15 protein-coding genes are annotated in these 16,734 nt (G+C 68.5%); 9 read left to right on the forward strand and 6 right to left on the reverse strand.

The features are described from left to right. The 3 genes from LPA41_RS39320 to LPA41_RS39330 form a co-directional block, all read left to right on the forward strand. On the forward strand, window positions 1-373 hold a 373-nt coding region (locus LPA41_RS39320), incomplete at its 5' end, for a hypothetical protein (protein ID WP_229076588.1). A gap of 91 nt (window positions 374-464) precedes the next feature. After that, window positions 465-3,116: a hypothetical protein gene (locus LPA41_RS39325; RefSeq protein WP_229076589.1), complete on the forward strand. Its 2,652-nt coding sequence runs from the start codon at window positions 465-467 to the stop codon at window positions 3,114-3,116. A 31-nt stretch (window positions 3,117-3,147) separates the two neighbouring features. Further along, complete coding sequence (locus LPA41_RS39330) at window positions 3,148-3,477, forward strand: hypothetical protein (RefSeq protein WP_229076590.1); 330 nt, start codon at window positions 3,148-3,150, stop codon at window positions 3,475-3,477. A 9-nt stretch (window positions 3,478-3,486) separates the two neighbouring features. On the opposite strand, the gene LPA41_RS39335 is transcribed toward LPA41_RS39330, so the two are convergent. Further along, window positions 3,487-4,080: a DNA-binding response regulator gene (locus tag LPA41_RS39335; protein WP_229076591.1), complete on the reverse strand. Its 594-nt coding sequence runs from the start codon at window positions 4,078-4,080 to the stop codon at window positions 3,487-3,489. Between the two features lie 171 nt (window positions 4,081-4,251). On the opposite strand from LPA41_RS39335, the gene LPA41_RS39340 reads away from it, so the two are divergent. After that, window positions 4,252-4,515: a hypothetical protein gene (locus tag LPA41_RS39340; protein WP_229076592.1), complete on the forward strand. Its 264-nt coding sequence runs from the start codon at window positions 4,252-4,254 to the stop codon at window positions 4,513-4,515. Between the two features lie 662 nt (window positions 4,516-5,177). Here LPA41_RS39340 and LPA41_RS39345 read toward each other — a convergent pair. Next, on the reverse strand, window positions 5,178-7,235 hold the full coding sequence (locus LPA41_RS39345; protein ID WP_229076593.1) for a hypothetical protein: 2,058 nt from the start codon (window positions 7,233-7,235) through the stop codon (window positions 5,178-5,180). On the opposite strand from LPA41_RS39345, the gene LPA41_RS39350 reads away from it, so the two are divergent. The 3 genes from LPA41_RS39350 (at window position 7,221) to LPA41_RS39360 (ending at window position 9,853) form a co-directional block, all read left to right on the forward strand. After that, complete coding sequence (locus tag LPA41_RS39350) at window positions 7,221-7,613, forward strand: inositol monophosphatase family protein (protein WP_229076594.1); 393 nt, start codon at window positions 7,221-7,223, stop codon at window positions 7,611-7,613. The two genes, LPA41_RS39345 and LPA41_RS39350, sit on opposite strands and share 15 nt — an antisense overlap. A 210-nt stretch (window positions 7,614-7,823) precedes the next feature. After that, entirely contained in the window at window positions 7,824-8,249 is a 426-nt protein-coding gene (locus LPA41_RS39355) for a nuclear transport factor 2 family protein (protein WP_229076595.1), read from the forward strand. A 74-nt stretch (window positions 8,250-8,323) separates the two neighbouring features. Next, on the forward strand, window positions 8,324-9,853 hold the full coding sequence (locus LPA41_RS39360) for an HD domain-containing phosphohydrolase (protein WP_229076596.1): 1,530 nt from the start codon (window positions 8,324-8,326) through the stop codon (window positions 9,851-9,853). Between the two features lie 46 nt (window positions 9,854-9,899). Here the strand turns inward: LPA41_RS39360 and LPA41_RS39365 are convergent, their stop codons facing one another. Then, entirely contained in the window at window positions 9,900-10,283 is a 384-nt protein-coding gene (locus LPA41_RS39365) for an Atu4866 domain-containing protein (protein WP_229076597.1), read from the reverse strand. Window positions 10,284-10,367: 84 nt separating this feature from the next. On the opposite strand from LPA41_RS39365, the gene LPA41_RS39370 reads away from it, so the two are divergent. Next, a complete protein-coding gene (locus LPA41_RS39370; RefSeq protein ID WP_229076598.1) occupies window positions 10,368-11,246 on the forward strand; it encodes a helix-turn-helix transcriptional regulator in 879 nt (292 codons plus the stop codon). Here LPA41_RS39370 and LPA41_RS39375 read toward each other — a convergent pair. Then, the gene (locus LPA41_RS39375; RefSeq protein WP_229076599.1) at window positions 11,165-12,655 is read right to left on the reverse strand and encodes an FAD-binding oxidoreductase; all 1,491 of its coding nucleotides are present in this window, start codon (window positions 12,653-12,655) and stop codon (window positions 11,165-11,167) included. The genes LPA41_RS39370 and LPA41_RS39375 overlap by 82 nt on opposite strands. A 21-nt stretch (window positions 12,656-12,676) precedes the next feature. Here LPA41_RS39375 and LPA41_RS39380 point away from each other — a divergent pair, with 21 nt between their 5' ends. After that, complete coding sequence (locus tag LPA41_RS39380) at window positions 12,677-14,929, forward strand: AAA family ATPase (RefSeq protein ID WP_229076600.1); 2,253 nt, start codon at window positions 12,677-12,679, stop codon at window positions 14,927-14,929. A 68-nt stretch (window positions 14,930-14,997) separates the two neighbouring features. Here the strand turns inward: LPA41_RS39380 and LPA41_RS39385 are convergent, their stop codons facing one another. Beyond that, window positions 14,998-15,411, reverse strand: a complete 414-nt coding sequence (locus LPA41_RS39385) for an OsmC family peroxiredoxin (protein ID WP_229076601.1) — start codon at window positions 15,409-15,411, stop codon at window positions 14,998-15,000. Window positions 15,412-15,839: 428 nt separating this feature from the next. After that, entirely contained in the window at window positions 15,840-16,256 is a 417-nt protein-coding gene (locus LPA41_RS39390) for a hypothetical protein (protein WP_229076602.1), read from the reverse strand. Window positions 16,257-16,734 lie beyond the last annotated feature (478 nt).

Genomic DNA, 16,734 nt, shown 5'->3' on the forward strand with positions numbered 1-16,734 from the left:
CCTCGGCCCGATGCAGCCGACGGATCTCAGCCCAGTCCTCCACCTTCAACACCCCTTCCAAGATCAAGGAGGAAGGGGGTCAACTTTCCCGGATCCCTACGGGGTCACTCTTCAGGAAGCGGCGACAACAGAACGCCCTGGGCCATCGATCACTCTCCAGGAGGTACTTGACTTCGTCACCAGTGCAGAGGCGGACATCCCCATCGTGGTTGATGGTGGCGTCTGCCCCCTCGCCAACCACCTCACCATCGTGCGCTGCGCCGCCGACGGCGCCGAAATGACTCGCGAAGGAGTGGTGCACCCGCGAGCTGTCGCCGCCGTCCTCGGCTGGGATGCGACGGAACGCCGATCGGAGGAAGTAGCCCGCCGGTGACCGCTACGGCACTTCGTGCGCCAGCGGGTGTCATCATCGGTCGACGCGTGGTGCGCTGTCTCGGCCTGCGTCGGAAATGCATTCGCCCATCTTGCGGCGCCACATCGGCGCCGCGGAGACGTGGGCCCGCAGTAAGGGCCTGTCGGTCGCCAGCGACTCGCCGTTCGCGCTGGTGTCTGGAGCGGATGCCGGACGGCCCGTTCCCGGGGTCATGCTGGGAAAATCACATGGCGATCTGAGCGCCCGCAACATCTTCGTGCAACGCGGGAAGAAGCTCAGAGGCGACTCCTACGTCCTGATCGATTACGACCATTTCATTGACGAGGCGCTCCTCGCGTTCGACCCTATGCACCTGGTTGTCGGGCTGGCCCTGGACGACTTCGACCGCGTCGCGGCGGAGAAGATCCGCGCCGACTGGATCCGGGCGATCGTCAATCCCGACGTCAGCGACGTCGAACCCGAAGCGCGCACCATCCGCAAGATCGCTCGCCAGGTGCGGGCCGGCGTTCTCGGAGCATTCCCGGACCGGGGCCTTCCGAGTCTGTGGCGTCGGCAGCTACTCCTCGGCCTGGTAGGCGCCGGTCTAATGCACGTCGGCCGGGAGCTGCGCACGAAGTCACCGGACGACGCCCGGCGGTGGTGCTACGACCTCGCGGCCGCCGCTGCGGAAGCCGCCCGGCGCAAACTGCCCGGCGCCGGGTCCGGGGAATCGCGCCCTCCGCCGCCGGCGGCGGCTCGCCAGGACAACCGGCGCAGACGCAGCACGACCATCATCAACCGGGAGTCCGAAAGGGGGACTCTGCGTCACCGGCTGACCGAGGGACCCTTCGGCGCGGTGGTGATCAATGGCCTCGCCGGCATCGGGAAGTCCGAGGTACTCCACACCGTCCTCGACGACATGGAGTCTGCCGGGGCCGCCGACCCTGCGCGCGTGTACCGCCAGGTCTTGGACGTGGCGACCCGGCTCGACCTGAAGAGCTTCATAGACGGCCTGGAAGGCCGCGAGGCCTCGCTCACCGAACCGGGCCACTCCTCGCTAACGCGGCTGGAACGGGTGCTCGATGAACTGGGCGGCCGGCGCGTCATCGTCGCGCTGGACGCTGCCCACAATCTGCTGGCGGAAGGCACCCACGAACTCGCCGACGTAGATTTGGACGAGGCCCTCGAACTGCTCACGAACGAGCGGGGTCACCAGGTCTCGGTGGTGTTGGCCTTCCGTGGGCACCCGACCTCATCGACCGGCGGCACGTGGCCGGGGCGCCACGCACCGATCCCAGTGCCGGAACTCGAAGTCGACGAGTTCTTCAAGTTCCTGAGGCACATCGATCGCGACGGAGTGCTCCGGCTCGGCGACCTCGACGACGCCTTCCGCGAGGAGCTGCACGGGCACCTGCAAGGTAACCCGCGCAGCGGCGAGCTCCTCCATGCCCTAGTGGCCGACGCCGACCGCCCCATGGCCCTTCGTGACCTGGCGACGCTGCTCTTCCAGCAATCACCCGCGCAGGTGCCGCACCAACTCATCCGCCTGCTGGCCGAACGTCTCGGCGAGCTCCGCGGCAGCGTGCTGCAGGCGTTGGCCGCGTTCGACACCCCGGTCCCAGACTCGGCCGTAATCTCGGCACTCTCCCCGAAACACCGGGCGGAGGACGTCCGGCCTGCGCTCGACGTGCTCAATCTACGGCGCGTGATCTACCGCAACGACGACGGCGACTACCACCTGCCCGGCGTCACCGGGACCACCTTCCTCGACCTGGTACCGATGGGCGACGCCGCCCGAGTCAACCTGATGTCGGCCGCGGCTCGCGCGCTGACCGTGCTCCCGGCCAGGCCGGTGACCGCCGTCCGCGACCTCCGGCTGCGGCTAGCGGAGATCAACGCACTCCTGGGCGCCCGACGGATGGTCGACGCCTACCGGGTCATCGAAGAGATCGACATGGCGTACCTGTTCGACTGGAACTGCCGCAAGCTGGTGCTCCGGCAACGCCGGAGGGTGCGTGGCAAGCTCGGCGATCACCACCGCGAGATGACGAACGAGGAAGCGCTCGCCGACATCTCACTCACGGTAGGCGACCTTCCGGCGGCGACGGACTCGTTCGCCCGGGCCTTGGCGAAGGCCCGCGCCCTGGGCGGGGCCGCCGACGCTCAGCGGATCCGGATCAACCAGGCTGGCGCGCATCTCGAGGCCGGCGAGACGCAGCAGGCCCGCGCGCGCTACCGGCTGGTTCGCGACGACCGGGACGGGGTCGGTGACCTGTCCTTGCGGATGGGCGCCCTCATCGGCCTGGCTGACTGCGACCGGAGGCACGGCCGCTACGGCGCCGCGATCCGGAACGCCGAGCAGGCGCTCGGTCTACTCGAGCTACCCGCGTACCCGCGCCACCGCGTTCACCGACCTGGAGAGGGTGTTCACCTGGTTACGCCTCTCCCGTTGGCACATCGAGCAGAACGACCTCGACCAGGCGCGGGATCGTCTGCGCGAGGCGGACTCCGCGGCGTGCCGGCGGGCACCGGACTGGCTGCTGGCCGCCCGGCGCGACGCCCTAGCCGATCTGCGCCTCGCCGAGGACGAGGCGGTCGAGGCGATCCTCCTGGCCGAGGAGGCCGTCGCGCTGGCCCGCGCCAAGCTCGACGAGGTGGTGTTGCTCCAGGCACGCACCACGTTGAGCGTCGCCCATCTGCGCCACGGCGATCCGGGCGAGGCCCGCCGGGAGATCGAGCGCGCCCACAGGCTCCGCCGACGTGACCGCCCGGGCCGCTCGCTGCTGATCCTGGCCGTGCTGGCGCTCACCACCGCACAGACCGGTGACCCGGGCGCCGCGACCGGGCACTTCCGCGAGCTCGCCCGAGAGGCAGAGCACCGGCTGCGGGTCGACCGCCTCGATTTCGCCGCCCGGGACATGCTCGGGTTCGGGCTCTGCGGCCTGACCCTGGCCGGCGACGCCGATGTGCGGGAGGCTGCGGTGCACTTCGATACAGCGCGCCGTCAAGTACGTGACGCACCGGGCCTGGCCGCCCGGCTGCGTTTCCTGGTGGAGCAGCTGGAGGGCTGCAGGAATCCGCCGGGCCAGTTGCAGTTGGCCCTCGACGTGCTCCCGGAGAACTAGGACCGACCCTCAGACCAGCCCCGACTCGCGGGCCCGCAGCACCGCCTCCAGGCGGGTCCGGACTCCCATCTCACGGTAGAGCGCGCGCAACATTCGATACATCGCACGCTCCGAGTAGCCCAGGCGATCGGCCAGTTCGGCGACGGTCCCGCCCGCCGCCAGATGGTGCAGCCACACGACGCGATCCATCGCGCCGGGCGCCACGTCCGGCGGCGCGTTGGCCGCGAGCAGCGCCAGGACGTCCGGCGGCAGAACGGATTGCCCGTCGATCGTCGCCTCGACCGTGCGCCGCAGGAACTCACCGGACACCGTGCGGGGCAGCACGGATCGGGCGCCAGCCCGCACCGCCTTGGCTCCCGCGAAGACGGTGGCGTCGTCGAGCAGCGCGATCACCGTGGTGGTGGGCGCAGCGGACAGACGTCGTAGAAGATCCCAGTCCGACTCGGCCCGGATCGACAGGAACACACAGCAGTCGTGCCGGCGCGACACCCAGCGCACCACATCGGCGGGCGTATCCACGACGCGGCCTGCGGCCGCCAGAGCCGTTGTGACGCCGTGCCGGAACATCGGCAGCGGATCGACGACAGCAACGCGGACGGCCACGCGAGCGGTCTCCTTCCCACAGCCTGTGCCCGGGCGGTGTCATCTTGCAACGATCATCGATCGCAGAGAAGCGGCGTGGCAGGACTCTGCCGGTTGATCCGTCATGGACCTGCACCACGCGCCGCTCGTAGCGTCGTTCCCGGGACCGCTGTGACGTGAGGAGGTGCGCGAATGACCTACGACGATGACCCCCGCCGGCGCGTCACCTACCCGAGCTGGAGCATGAACCAGCCTGCCCCGCCTCCGGTGTCACAGACCCCGCCGCGAAGGCGTAGGCGTCCGGCGATCAGCCGCACGCAGCACGATCTCATTCTCGGGCTGGCACGGCAGCATCCGGGGTGGACAGCCCGCGACATCCACCGCTGTATCCGTCACGAGATCGGCCGCAATGACGTTTCGCTGAAAGTGATCAAGCGGGTGCTCACGAAGGGATGACGAGGACGGATATCCGACACCTGCCCGTCGACACGATGTGCCACCTTGTCGTGACGCTCGTCGGTTTGGGCAGTCGCCGCGCGCGGGTGCGGTTGGGCAGGCCAGTACAGCCGGAACGCCGCTTGATCTGACTGACGGATGGGGCGAGCCGCCGCCGTATTGAACTCCGAGATCAGCGCTAGTTGAACGCTTGATGGCGGCAACGCTCTTGCCGCTGCTGAACGGCTCGTCGCTGGGTGGCGGGGTGCGTCGCTGTTACGGGTATGCCGGGTGAAGCGCCGCACACCCTCAGTGGTGCGGGAGCCGAGGACCGCGCCGATGTCAGCGGCGAACCGAAGACAGGCGGTCACGGCGTTGACAGTCATGATTCACCAGCGGCGGTCGGGTGACCGGGGCCGTAGCGCCGATGCTGGTGATGGTTCGGGTCGGCGTGACGGCGCTACGGCAGGTGAACGGTGAACCGGTCAGGATGTGCGTCTGCGGACGGCCGGTAGCGTCACGATTGGCCCCTGAGCTGCGGGAATGTGGTTCTTATTCTGCCAACTATGGTCCACCAACTATTTCCCCTGGTGAGGGGCCATGAACGGCACCTCCCAGCGTTGATGAGCGCGCTCGTTTTCTCTCAGCTTTCTGCCTTACGGCTGCGCGATCCTTCTGCGGTCTCATGCTTTGCGTCGGTGACGCTGGACATACGTGTGCCCCGGCGGCAGCGATCCCGCGACGACCTGAGCTTGCCGGACCGCCTCTTCGTAGAGTTCCAGTTGTGCTTGCGAGGCTTCGGCTCCGTCCGGGAGGCGGCGGACGAAGCCTTGGACGACGTGTGCCCTGCGCGCCCGGGCGTCCGTGGAGTCGTGGCCCCGGAATTTCTCGTCCAGGGGCACTGGCGTCGACCGGAAACGCAACAGCGGGACTCGTGCCCCGCTGGGGCGCGGCGGGCAGTGCGGTGTGCCGTCCACGTCGACGCTGCCCTCGACGCGGCTGAGAACGCCTTTCTGGAGAAGCCGGTCCACGGCCCGGTGCAGCTGATCGGCCCGACGGCCGGGACTGCCAAGACGTCGGCAGTTAGCGACAAGGCCCTGCTCTGCGATGATCACTGAGCCGTCAGTCCGCAAGTGCCCGAGAACACGCAGGGTCCGCAGCACCCACCCGGCGTCGCTGAGGTCGGGTGCGTCTTGATCCTGGTCGGAACCGGGCGCTAGTTCCCGGATCACCGTCCCGGAGTGGTAGCGGTCGAAGAACGCGACACCGTCGATCCGGACAGGCGGCCACAGCGCGCTGGTCTTCGCCGCGACGGACGAGCCGGCCGGCGCCCACTTGAGGGTGAGGATGACTCCGGGCGGTAGGTCCGAGGGCCAGTCCAGGCCGGTGAGTTCCCATTCGCCGCCTCGGTGCCGCAATCGCACCTGCTGCTCGACCGATCGACGCGTCCGGGAGCCGCCGTTGTAGTCCAGCCGCAGAGTCAGCGGGGCGCCGTCCCGGGCGAGCGGCAGGGTGATCTCCGGAATCGGGCACCAGCCGCCACGCAGGTGCAGCCGGTGCAGGATGACCTGCCAGACCGCGGGCGGACCGTCCGGCTGCGGGCGGCGGATCCACTCCGCCGGTTCGACGGGTTCGGCACCGGAGTCCATGGGGTCGGCGGGCGTCGACGGCTTCAGATCCGGTGCGGCGGCCACCGGCAGAGATGCCTGCGGCGAGGGCTCGGCGATCTTGATCGCTGGATCTACAAATGCCTTCGTACGCTGGACCTCGGCAGCGATTTCCCGGGCACAGCCGGAGCAGGGATGCGGAGACGTCGGCTCAGGACATTCCCGGCGGTGTCGGGCGCATGCCTCGGACACCGAGGCCGCCAGATCCGGCCAGTTCTGCGCCACCTCGGCGGCTGCGGCGTTCAGGCATTCCACCCGTGTCTGCTGCACCGTGTCGCTGTGGTAGGCCGCGAGGCACCGGATCCGCAGCTCCTTCTCGGCGTGCGCGGCGATCTCGCTGAGCGCGCATCCGACGGCGTACAGCCGGCAAGCCTCGCGAAGCTCCGCTGCGGCCGTCCGGCTCCGTCGGTGACGAGGCATGGCCTCCAGTCGGCTCTTGATGAGGTCACGATCCTCGCGGAGCCGTCTCGTGACCCGTTTGGAGACCGCGTCCCATCGCGATGTGATCGCCTCATGGGCGGGCAGGGGACTCGCGGCCTTGAGGCTCGCGATGACGTGGTCGGCGAACTCCGGGTTCGCGAGGTTCAGTAGCCGGCTGACGTCCTCCGGAATCGGAGCCAGGAAGCCGTGGCCGGCCATCCAGTCGCCGAAGTCGCGGCTCGGCTTGTCGATGGCGTGCGGACTCAACTGCCGTTGCCGCAGCACACCCGTCAGCGCCTTCGCGAAGGTCTTTCCCGCCAGGTGCCGCATGACGAGCGCCTCGAGGTGCCCCGATGCGGCTTCGCCGGCATCCGCGTCCGCGAGCCGCCGGCCGATCCGCGCATTGAGTGCCTTGCCGGCCCTGTTGTGCTCGGCGGCCAGGTCCACCGCGCCGCGTACCCGCTCGCCTCCCGTCAAACTGTTCGCGAGAATCTGCCCCTCGGCGACGACCGCCGCGTACCGGAGAGCGGCAACCCGTACGATGCCGGCGCTGTTGTGCCGGATCTTCTCCTGTTCGCCCGGAGTGAGGGCATCCCCCTGGGCCTGCCGGTACAGGAGTTCGCCGATCTCCACGGCCGGATGATCTTGCTGCACGTCGTGACGATACGACTCTCCCCGCCGCATAAGAAGGGCCTGCGGGCCAGGCAGGCGTTTCGAGTGCCCGCGCGAAGCATGAGCCGTCCGAACCGGAACGATGTCATCCGCCGCTACCGGGAACGCATCGCGACACTGCCGGTAACCACCAAGCCCGACCAGACACTACTCACGGCAGCCGACGTCGAGATCGAGCGACTGATCTCCGACCGCATCCGGGAGTTCGACCCCGACGCAGTCATCATCGGGGAGGAGGACGGGCGCGACGACGAACGCGCCGAAGTCACTGATGTGAGCAAGCTGCTCTACGTGATCGACCCCATCGACGGCACGGCTGAGTTCGTGCGCGCGGGTCACCGCGAGTTCGCCGGCAGGTAGGCGGTCACATGCGCTCCTCACCGGCGTCCTGCCCGGGGAGTTTCGCTGCGCTTGGACTCACGCAGACGGTGAGCCGTTGGTCTTTGCGGATGGGCGACGCGTGCGCGGCGGCGTTCTTGGTCACACCGCGTATAGGAAATTCAACCGATGCGGATGCCCATCGGTGCGTCTGAAGATTCTTCCCGACGGATCCCCACGGAAGGAATCTTCATGAACATCGACGAGAAGCGCGAGGCCCCCGGCCTGTCGGCATCGGTTGTCGCGCTGTACGGCAGGCTGGCCGACGGTGATGTGGCGGCTCTGCTGGAGGGCCTGGACCGTGACATCGAGTGGGTGGTGCCGGACGGACTGCACTACGGGGGTGTCTATCGCGGACGGGAGTCGGTGCTGACGAATGTGTTCGCCCGGTTCGAGACCGAGTGGGTCGGCTTCGCGGTGCAGCCCGACGAGATCTTCGAGGCGGGCGACGTCGTGATCGCCCTGGGCCATTACCGGGCCGCCAACCGGGTGACCGGCCGCCCGATGACGTCGCGGTTCGCCCATGTCTGGCGGCTGAGTGACGGCGTGCCGGTACGCTTCGAGACCATCCCGGACACCCACGCCATGGTGCGGACCATGACCGTCGAGCCGTCCTGACGCGGCCTGGGTGGGGCCCGTTCTGACGCTGAGAGTGGTCCCGGCGACCACATTCCGGAGGTGCTGTGCCGCCCATGCGAACGATCCGGGTCGCGGAGGTGCTGGCGGCGGTCTCGCTCACCACGGACGTCGCGGCCGGCATGTCGCTCGAGAAAGGGCTGCGGACCTGTACCGCCGCGACGCGTCTGGCCCGGTTGGCGGGCGGCGACGACCGGCAGGTCCGCGTGGTGTTCGAGACCGCACTCCTGCGGTCGATCGGGTGTACGTCGTACGCGCCGGAGCTGGCCGCCCTCTTCGGTGACGACGTCGCGTTGCAGGCAGTGCTCAAACGCGTCGATTTCGCCGACGAGGCGGTCGTGGACGGGCTGACCGCGGATTTCAAGCGCTGGGCCGGGGCTGCGGCGCCGGAGCTGGCCCGCACATTCGTCGAAGTGTTCCCGCACGTGGGCGTGCAGGCCATGCGGAACGGTTGTGAGACGAGCCGGGATCTCGGGCCCCGGCTCGGTGTGCTGCCCGAATCGGTCGCGGCGTTGGAGGATGTGTACGAGCGCTGGGACGGCCGCGGCATCCCGGAGGGGCGGTGCGGTGCGGATCTGTCACCGGCTGCCCGTACCGTTCATGTGGCCGAGCAGGCGGTCCTGGCCGGTGCCGTCGGCGGACTCGCCGGGGCTGTCGCCGAGGTGCGCCGCCGCTCCGGCGGCCATCTCGATCCAGCGCTGGCCGAGGTCTTCCTGGCCGCGCCGGAGGCGGTGCTGGCGGCACCGGACTCGGCGGACGCGGTTGCCGCGGTGCTGGAAGCCGAGCCGCTTCCGCACGCCACCGTGCCGGTCGAGTCCGTGCCGCAACTGTCGGCGGTGCTGGCACGCATCGTCGACATGAAGAGCCCGTGGCTGCTGGGACACAGCGAACATGTGGCTGACCTGGCGGAGGGTGCCGGGCGGGCCGCAGGGCTCGATGCGGGGACCCTGAGGGATTTGCGCAGTGCGGCGCTGCTGCACGACCTCGGCCGCGTGGTCATTCCGGCCGGCATCTGGGACCGGCCGGGGAGGCTCACCACGGCCGAGACCGAACGGGTACGCATGCACACCTACTGGACTCATCGGATCTTGCAGCGGGTACCGGCGCTGGCCACAATCGCACCGATCGCCTCGGCTCACCATGAGCGCGCCGACGGCGGCGGATACCACCGCGGTGATCCGGTCCGCGAACTGCCCTTGACCGCGCGCATCGTGGCGGCTGCCGACCTGTTCGCTGCCCTCACCGAGCCGCGTGCCCATCGGCCCGCGTACCCGCTCCCGGAGGCCGCGCGGATTCTGGTACGCGACGCCGACGAGGGTGGTGCCGACAAGGAGGCGTGTGCTTTGGTCCTTGCCGCAACGGGCATGTCGGCGCCGCGGCGCCCGCTGCCGGACGGACTGACCGACCGGGAAGTGCAGGTGCTGCGGCTCGCGGCACGCGGGTTGACGAGCCGGCAGGTCGGCGCCGAACTGTCGATCTCGCCGCGCACCGTGGACCATCATCTGACGCACATCTATGACAAGACGGGGCGGCGGACGCGGGCGGGCATCGCTCTCTATGCGATGGAGCACTCCCTGTTGCGCTGAGGCGAGCTGACCTCCGACAGCGCCTGACGTGCTCGCCCTGCCGTGGTCATCCTCGGCGGTGCCGGCGGTGCGCGTCGCTGCCCTCACGGTAGAAGACGTAGCCGCCGTGGTGCAGGACGTCCGCGTCGAACGTCCCGTCGGCGGTGAACCCGGTGTCGTCGACGTACTCGATCCGTGTACCGAACACCTGGTATGAGCCGGTGTAGGCGCTCTGCCGCCCGCCGCGCGCCTCGTCGTAGCGACCGTTGGCGAGCAGCTCCTGACGGATGTGGCCGTCAGCTGTCACCCACATTCCGACGTACGGGTGCGGCGGCTCCCGATGGGTGTCGGCCGGAGCGGCAACGCTGTCGCGGTCCGGCGATACGGAGCACGCCGCGAGCAGCATGGCGGCGGCCGCGCCGCTGAGCACGGTCCGGAGGGGGAATCTCATCAGAATCACCTCGTGGTCTCGTTGAGATACATGAACCGAGCGTCCGTGTGCCGGGCGGGGAGTGCCAGGGCGAGACGTTCCTGGGTGCACCGCACCCAGGAAGAACGTGAATTCGGCACCTACGATGCGGATATGAATCGCTCTGAACTGGGCGCCTATCTCCGTGCCCGCCGCGGAAAGATCAGCCCCGCTGAGGCGAACCTGCCCAGCACCGGGCATCGCCGGGTGCCGGGTCTGCGGCGCGAGGAGGTGGCCATGCTGGCCGGGATGAGCGTGGACTACTACGTCCGCCTCGAACAGGGACGCGAACGGTCGCCGTCGGCTCAGGTGGTCGACGCGCTGGCGGCGGCCCTGCGCCTGAGCGAGGACGAACGTCAGCATCTGTTCAGGGTTGCCGGGCTCAGCCCGCGGGCAGCGTCGGCGGCCGGCAGCGATCGCGTCGATCCGAGCCTGTTCACCTTGATGTCCGCCTGGCCCGACAACCCCGCCGTCGTCTACAACCGGGCCTTCGACGTCCTGGCCTCCAATGCGATCGCGGACGCGCTGTTCCACAGCTGGGCGCATTCGCGCAATCTGCTGCACATCGTCTTCACCGACCCGGTCGCGCGCACGTTCTACCGGGACTGGCATCAGGTCGCCCGCAACTCTGTGGCCGGCTTCCGCCTGGGTTACGGCAAGTCGCCCGACGATCCCCGGATCCAGCAGGTTCTCACCGAGCTGATCACTGCCAGCACGGAGTTCGCCGACCTGTGGACCGGCCATGACGCCCGCGGCAAGACCGCGGAGAGCAAGCACTTCCACCACGGCGATGTGGGTCCGCTGACGCTGACGATGCAGACCTTCGACGTCCGATCGAGCCCCGGGCAGGAGCTCGTCGTCTATCACGCCGAGCCGGGATCCCCCAGCGCCGAGGCCTTGTCGCTGCTGGGCTCGCTGGCTGCCAGCACATCCCGGTCCAGCTGAAACCGGCTCGCATCGGCGTGGATCGGGATGTCCGGGACGATGTTGTGATTCATCCGGAACATGTTCCCGGGATCCCAGCGAGCTTTGATCCGCGCCAGCCGGTCGTACAGATCGGCTCCGTACACGACGCGAACCTCGGCCGGGGTGGTCGCTTCGGCGGCGGACAGGAAGTTGGGCAGGGTCCGTTCGTCCGCCCACTGTCGCATCGTGTCGACGACGTACCCCAAGTGGACACTGAGCGATGCGGCCTGCTCCGCCGGCCCCACGCCGAAGCCGAACAGCACGAACGGAAGTCCTCTGGACGACACGGCGTTCGGCACCTCGGCCTGGCGGTCGAGGGCGCCTCCCAGGGCCCGGATCTCCACGCTCGTCAGCGGACACCGCGAGCCGGCACCCACGACGGCGAGCAGGGCGTCGACCGCCTCCGGCGGCAACGCGCGCAGCCCGGTCGTACGGTCGACATACGGCAGCGGGTCCACCGGATCCGAGTGGATCCTGCCGACCTCGGTGTATGGCATGTCGGCCACATCGTCGAGCAGCACGGGCGCTGCGGCACGCATCCGCGCCACCAAGCGCCTGCCTTCGCCGGCCGGCCCGAGGAAGGCCACCCGCAACGCCACGACGAAATTTCCGCGAATCGGTGCGGGCAGTTCCGGCGCGGGTGGAAGGCGCTGAATCGCGACCGAGGTCGTCATCTGCTCGGGAAGGGAGACGACCCAATCCCGCCAGGCGTGCAGAACCTCGTGTGCGTGTTCACCGGCGAAGTAAATCGCGCCACCATAGAGCCTCCGCACTTCGAAGAGGTCGATTTCAACTCCCGTCACGACCCCGAAATTGCCTTTACCGCCACGGACGGCGAAAAACAGATCCGGTACGTTTTCGGCGGTGACCCGATGAACCTGTCCGTCGGCGGTGACGACTTCGGCGGCACGTATGGTGTCCGCACCGTAACCTCTGGTGCGCCCGAGAGTGGGGCTCAGTCCACCACCCAGCAGATAACCGACCGCTCCCACTGTCATGGAGGATCCGTTCACCGGGGCGAGGCCGTGCGCGGCAGCCGCCTCCACGACCTCCTGCCAGCGGGCCCCACCGGCTACCCAGGCGGTTCGCCGAGCGGCGTCCACAGTGACGCCGGCCATCCGCCGCAAGGTGATGAGAACGGCATCCCCGGCCGGCTGCCGAACCTGGTGACCTGTCGCGGAGACGGCTACCGGCATGCCACGGCCACCGGCGAAACGGACCGCGGCCCGCACGTCAGCACTGCACGATGCTCCTACCACCAACGCCGGGCGCAGGGGGTTGAGCAGGTTGTACGTCGCGCACTCCGCAGCGAAGCCGGGCTGCCCGGGCAGCAGCACCGGGCCGCGCACCGCCGCCTGCAGAGCAGAAATGTCGTCACGTGCGTTCACGTTTCACACCGTTCATTACTAATGGAGAAGACGGCTGAGCCTCTCATTCGATACGAGGCCGTTCAATGTCCATCCGGTGACCGCCTCTTACCACTTGTCACCATTGTCGTCGCCTCTTCTTCCGACGCCACCGGTATCCGATTGCCCGGCCAATACCGGTACGCTTCGGAACCGTCTTCGGCATTCGGATGCCGTGGTGATGACTCGCCTCATCGAGGAGCTGCAGCACTCATGCCTGATCGTCCTTTTCCGACGCCGGCCCGGATGGCGGATCGTCTTCGGGCGTCTCGGACGCACCGCTTCGTCGGTCGTGCGGCACACCTGAACGAGTTCCGGTCCGCCCTGGCCGGCGAGCCGGGCGCATACGCGGTGTGCTTCGTGTCCGGGCCGGGCGGGATCGGCAAGTCATCGTTGCTGCGGCGGTTGAAGGACATCGCGGAGGACGATCACCGAACAGTGATCGAGATTGATGGCCGGGCGGTGGAGACCTCGCTCGCCGAGTTCTTCATGGCGGCGGAGACGGCACAGACCGATGATCGAACGGTGGTGCTGGTCGACACCTTCGAGAGGTGCCAGGGTGTGGAGGAGTGGCTGCGCGACCGTTTCCTTCCACGCGTCCTGACCGGCGTGGTCGTGGTCGTGGCCGGCCGCAGGCCGCCCTCGACGAGTTGGACCTCGGACGAAGCGTGGACGGACCTGCTCCGGGTGGTCCAGCTCGACGGGCTCACCCCCGCGGAGTCCGCCGCACTGCTCGAGGGCCGGGGTGTGGCGCCGGAGTTGCGGGAGACCGTCGTTGCTTTCGCCGGTGGCAATCCGCTCGCCCTGAGCCTCGCGGCGGACACCGCGGTCCGTGTCGGCGCCTCCTGGGAGGATTGGAAACCCACCCAGGACGTCATCGCGCCCCTGGTGAGTCAGATGGTGGGCGACGTGCCCAGCGAGGCCCATCGCTCGGCGCTGACCGTTCTGGCGCAGGCCCGGGTGACCACCGAGCCACTGCTGCAGCAAGTGCTGAGTCAGCCGATCGCCTCCCGGATGTTCGACTGGCTGATGCACCAGCCGTACGTGGAGGTGGGCGAACGCGGCGTGTATCCGCACGACGTCGTGCGGGATGTTCTCGAAGCGCATCTACGGTGGCGCAATCAGCAGCGCTATGCCGATGTCTACAACGAGATCTGGCCGCACCTGCTTCAGGTCAGCCGGGCCGCCGGCGAGTCCGATGTCCTGCCCGCCATCCGAGACCTCACGTACCTGCTGTTCCGAGATGTGGAGGACCGCTACTTCTACAAGACCCGTTTCGAGGGGTACGTTCACGAGGCGCCGATGGGCCCGGCCGACCGCGCCGAGGTGCTGGCGTTCGCGGCCGAGGTCAAGGGGCCGTTGCCGGCGGACGTCCTGGATTTCTGGCTGCGGCGGCAGCCGGGATGCGTACGCCTCTATCGTTCCTCGAAATCCAATGACCTGGTCGCGTGCATGGTGTGGGTCAGGCTCGGCCCGGATGACCGGGAAGCGATCGAGCGCGACCCGGCCGCAGCCGCGGCGTGGGCCCACGCCACCGGGCACAGCGCCCTGCAGGATCACGAGCACATCGGTATCGGCCGCTACCTCGTCCACCCCGCCGCGTATCACGTCGTCTCCGCTCCCATTCACCTGATCCAGCTGCGCACCGTGGCCGAATGGGTACGAGCGGAGGGCATGGCCGCGTCCTATTTCGCGCTGTCCAACCCGGATTACTGGCGTGAGCTGCTGGAACACCTGCTGCACCGGCCGATCCCGCAGGATCCGGAGACGGGCAGCCTGGACGTCGCGCTGTTCGGACGGAACTGGGAGCACTTCCCCCTGGAATTCTGGTTCGAGAACCGGCACAGCATGTCGCCCACCGCTCCGCCGGTCGACGGCATGCACAAGCTGTCGCGTGCCGACTTCGATGCGGCGGTTCGGCACGCGCTCGGCAGTTGGCGCAACGCCGGCGAACTGGGGGCCAATCCGCTTGCCCGTACCCGGCTGGTCCGGCATGCGCCGGGCGCTCCGCCGAGCGAGGAGGACGTCGCCGAGGCGTTGCGAGGCCTGCTCGACGAGGCGGTCGGCGCACTGCGGGACGACCCCCGGGCGATCAAGTTCTATCGTGCCGTGACCGTCACCTACCGTGACGGGGCGCCGACTCAGCAAGTCGCCGCCCGCCGGTTGGGCCTGCCGTTCACGACGTATCGCCGACACCTCACCAGGGGAGTCGACCGGATGTGTGAACTGCTGTGGCAGCGGAACCTTGCCCGGTGACAGGCACCGGATCCGACCACTCGTGCCGGCCGCTGACCCCCCGGATCAGCGGCCGGCGTGTCGCGTCGTCAGGACAGCCGGGCGTCGACCGTGATCGGAACCGACAGAGCCGCCGAGATCGGGCAGCCGGCTTCCGTGGTCTTGACGTGCTGGGCGAAATCGGCCTCGGACAGGCCCGGCACCTCGGCGGTCACCGAGAGCGCGACGCCGGTGATCGCAGGGCCGTCGCCCAGCGTCACGGAGGCGGTGGTCCGGACCGAGGTGACCTGCTTGCCCGCCCCCGAGATCACGTTGGCCAGGAACATCGAGAAGCAGGAGGCGTGTGCCGCGCCGAGAAGTTCCTCGGGATTGGTGCCCGCGCCCTGCTCGAACCGCGAGGCGAACGTATAGGGGCCGGTGAACATTTCCGAGCCCAGCGCCACCAGACCGGCGCCCTCAGCGAGGTTGCCGTTCCAGACCGCGTCGGAGTTGCGTGTCGTCATGCGCAGCAGCCTCGCCCACCCGCATGATCATCAAACAGATCTACCGACGGACCACTGGTAACCACAACTGACCACTTCGAGTGGTGACCGTTCCATGGAACGCCTGGCGTGATGCGCTTCCCGGGCGGCGGATCCGGTCAGCTGCGAGTCAGCCGGTAGTTGGCGTGGTACAGCACACCGTCGCGAACTCACCGAACGCCCAGAAGCCCAGGTCGTCCTTCGCCCGGGAGCATCAAGCCGAGGAGTGCGACACCCATGCACAGTGCCCGACCCGCCGGAGCGATGACCTGGGCGGGGGTTGGGCATGGAGGAAGCCCCGGCCTGGGAGGTCGGGGCTTCGCGGCAAGTGGGTCGGTGAGGGATGCAGGGGTTGGCGGCGGCCGGTGATCGGGGGCTGAGGCTGCCCGATCACCGGCCGGGTCGGATCGTCAGCCGATGCCGATGTTGTTGTGGGCGCTGACCGGCAGGTAGTAGCGGTTGCCGTCGAAGACGGCGTCGTAGCCGTTGACCAGGAGGTTGGCCAGCGACTGCGGCGGCGGGACCGGGCCGTTGCGGCACTCCGCCCAGCCGTTGAGGTCGGTGGTCGCCTCGCACATCGGGAACCGCTCACCGGTGGTGACGAAGTTGACGACCAGGTTCGGGACGGGACGTCCGCCCACGGTGATGAACCGGGCCTTCAGCCCGAGGGTCTCCCGGGCGATGATGTCGAGAGTGCCGTAGTACGCGGTCGCGATGAGACGCTGCCGCTGGAAGGCGGGCGCGGCCTGGGCCGGGGCCGGCAGAACCGCGATGAGACTCGCGGCCGATGCCGCGACGGCCAGCCAGCGCTTGATGGTGTGCTTCATGGCGCAGAAAGCTAGGCGGTCCGGAGCATGAATGCCAAGACGCCGCACTCACGAGTACCCGACTACCACTGAATCGGGTTGTCTTTCGTAACCCTTCTCCGTCTGCCGCGTTTTCACGCGCAGCGCCGAGCCGGTGAATTAGTTCGCCGGATCGAGTGTGCCGTGAATCATCGAACGTGTCCGACACCTTCCTAATCCCGTTCCGTTGAGTAGGAGTGCGTCGGGTCCGGCGCACGACATGAAAGGGAGAGGAGCTCGTTTTGTGCGCGGCGGGACGGGCCGCCGGAGAAATCTTTTCAGATGTGGTGAGCAGCCGGTGTTCCGGTGAGTATCAGCAGTTCACGTGCTTGATCGCCATAGGCGTACACCCTTTCGGGGGACCCTGCGGCGTGGTTGCCTAGGCAGCTGTTGTGAAGCACCGGCTACTGATACGAATTGGCCATGGCATCCAGGAACCCTTCCTGGTGCGTGTTGGTCT

The organism is Actinoplanes sp. DH11, assembly GCF_020873875.1.
Taxonomy (GTDB): domain Bacteria; phylum Actinomycetota; class Actinomycetes; order Mycobacteriales; family Micromonosporaceae; genus Actinoplanes.

What these genes read in the sequence shown, in the direction of transcription:
- LPA41_RS39360 (WP_229076596.1), top strand. Translation starts at nt 8,324, where the DNA reads ATGCGAACGATCCGGGTCGCGGAGGTGCTGGCGGCGGTCTCGCTCACC.
- LPA41_RS39350 (WP_229076594.1), top strand. Translation starts at nt 7,221, where the DNA reads ATGATCTTGCTGCACGTCGTGACGATACGACTCTCCCCGCCGCATAAG.
- LPA41_RS39380 (WP_229076600.1), top strand. Translation starts at nt 12,677, where the DNA reads ATGGAGAAGACGGCTGAGCCTCTCATTCGATACGAGGCCGTTCAATGT.
- LPA41_RS39340 (WP_229076592.1), top strand. Translation starts at nt 4,252, where the DNA reads ATGACCTACGACGATGACCCCCGCCGGCGCGTCACCTACCCGAGCTGG.
- LPA41_RS39355 (WP_229076595.1), top strand. Translation starts at nt 7,824, where the DNA reads ATGAACATCGACGAGAAGCGCGAGGCCCCCGGCCTGTCGGCATCGGTT.
- LPA41_RS39390 (WP_229076602.1), bottom strand. Translation starts at nt 16,256, where the DNA reads ATGAAGCACACCATCAAGCGCTGGCTGGCCGTCGCGGCATCGGCCGCG.
- LPA41_RS39365 (WP_229076597.1), bottom strand. Translation starts at nt 10,283, where the DNA reads ATGAGATTCCCCCTCCGGACCGTGCTCAGCGGCGCGGCCGCCGCCATG.
- LPA41_RS39385 (WP_229076601.1), bottom strand. Translation starts at nt 15,411, where the DNA reads ATGACGACACGCAACTCCGACGCGGTCTGGAACGGCAACCTCGCTGAG.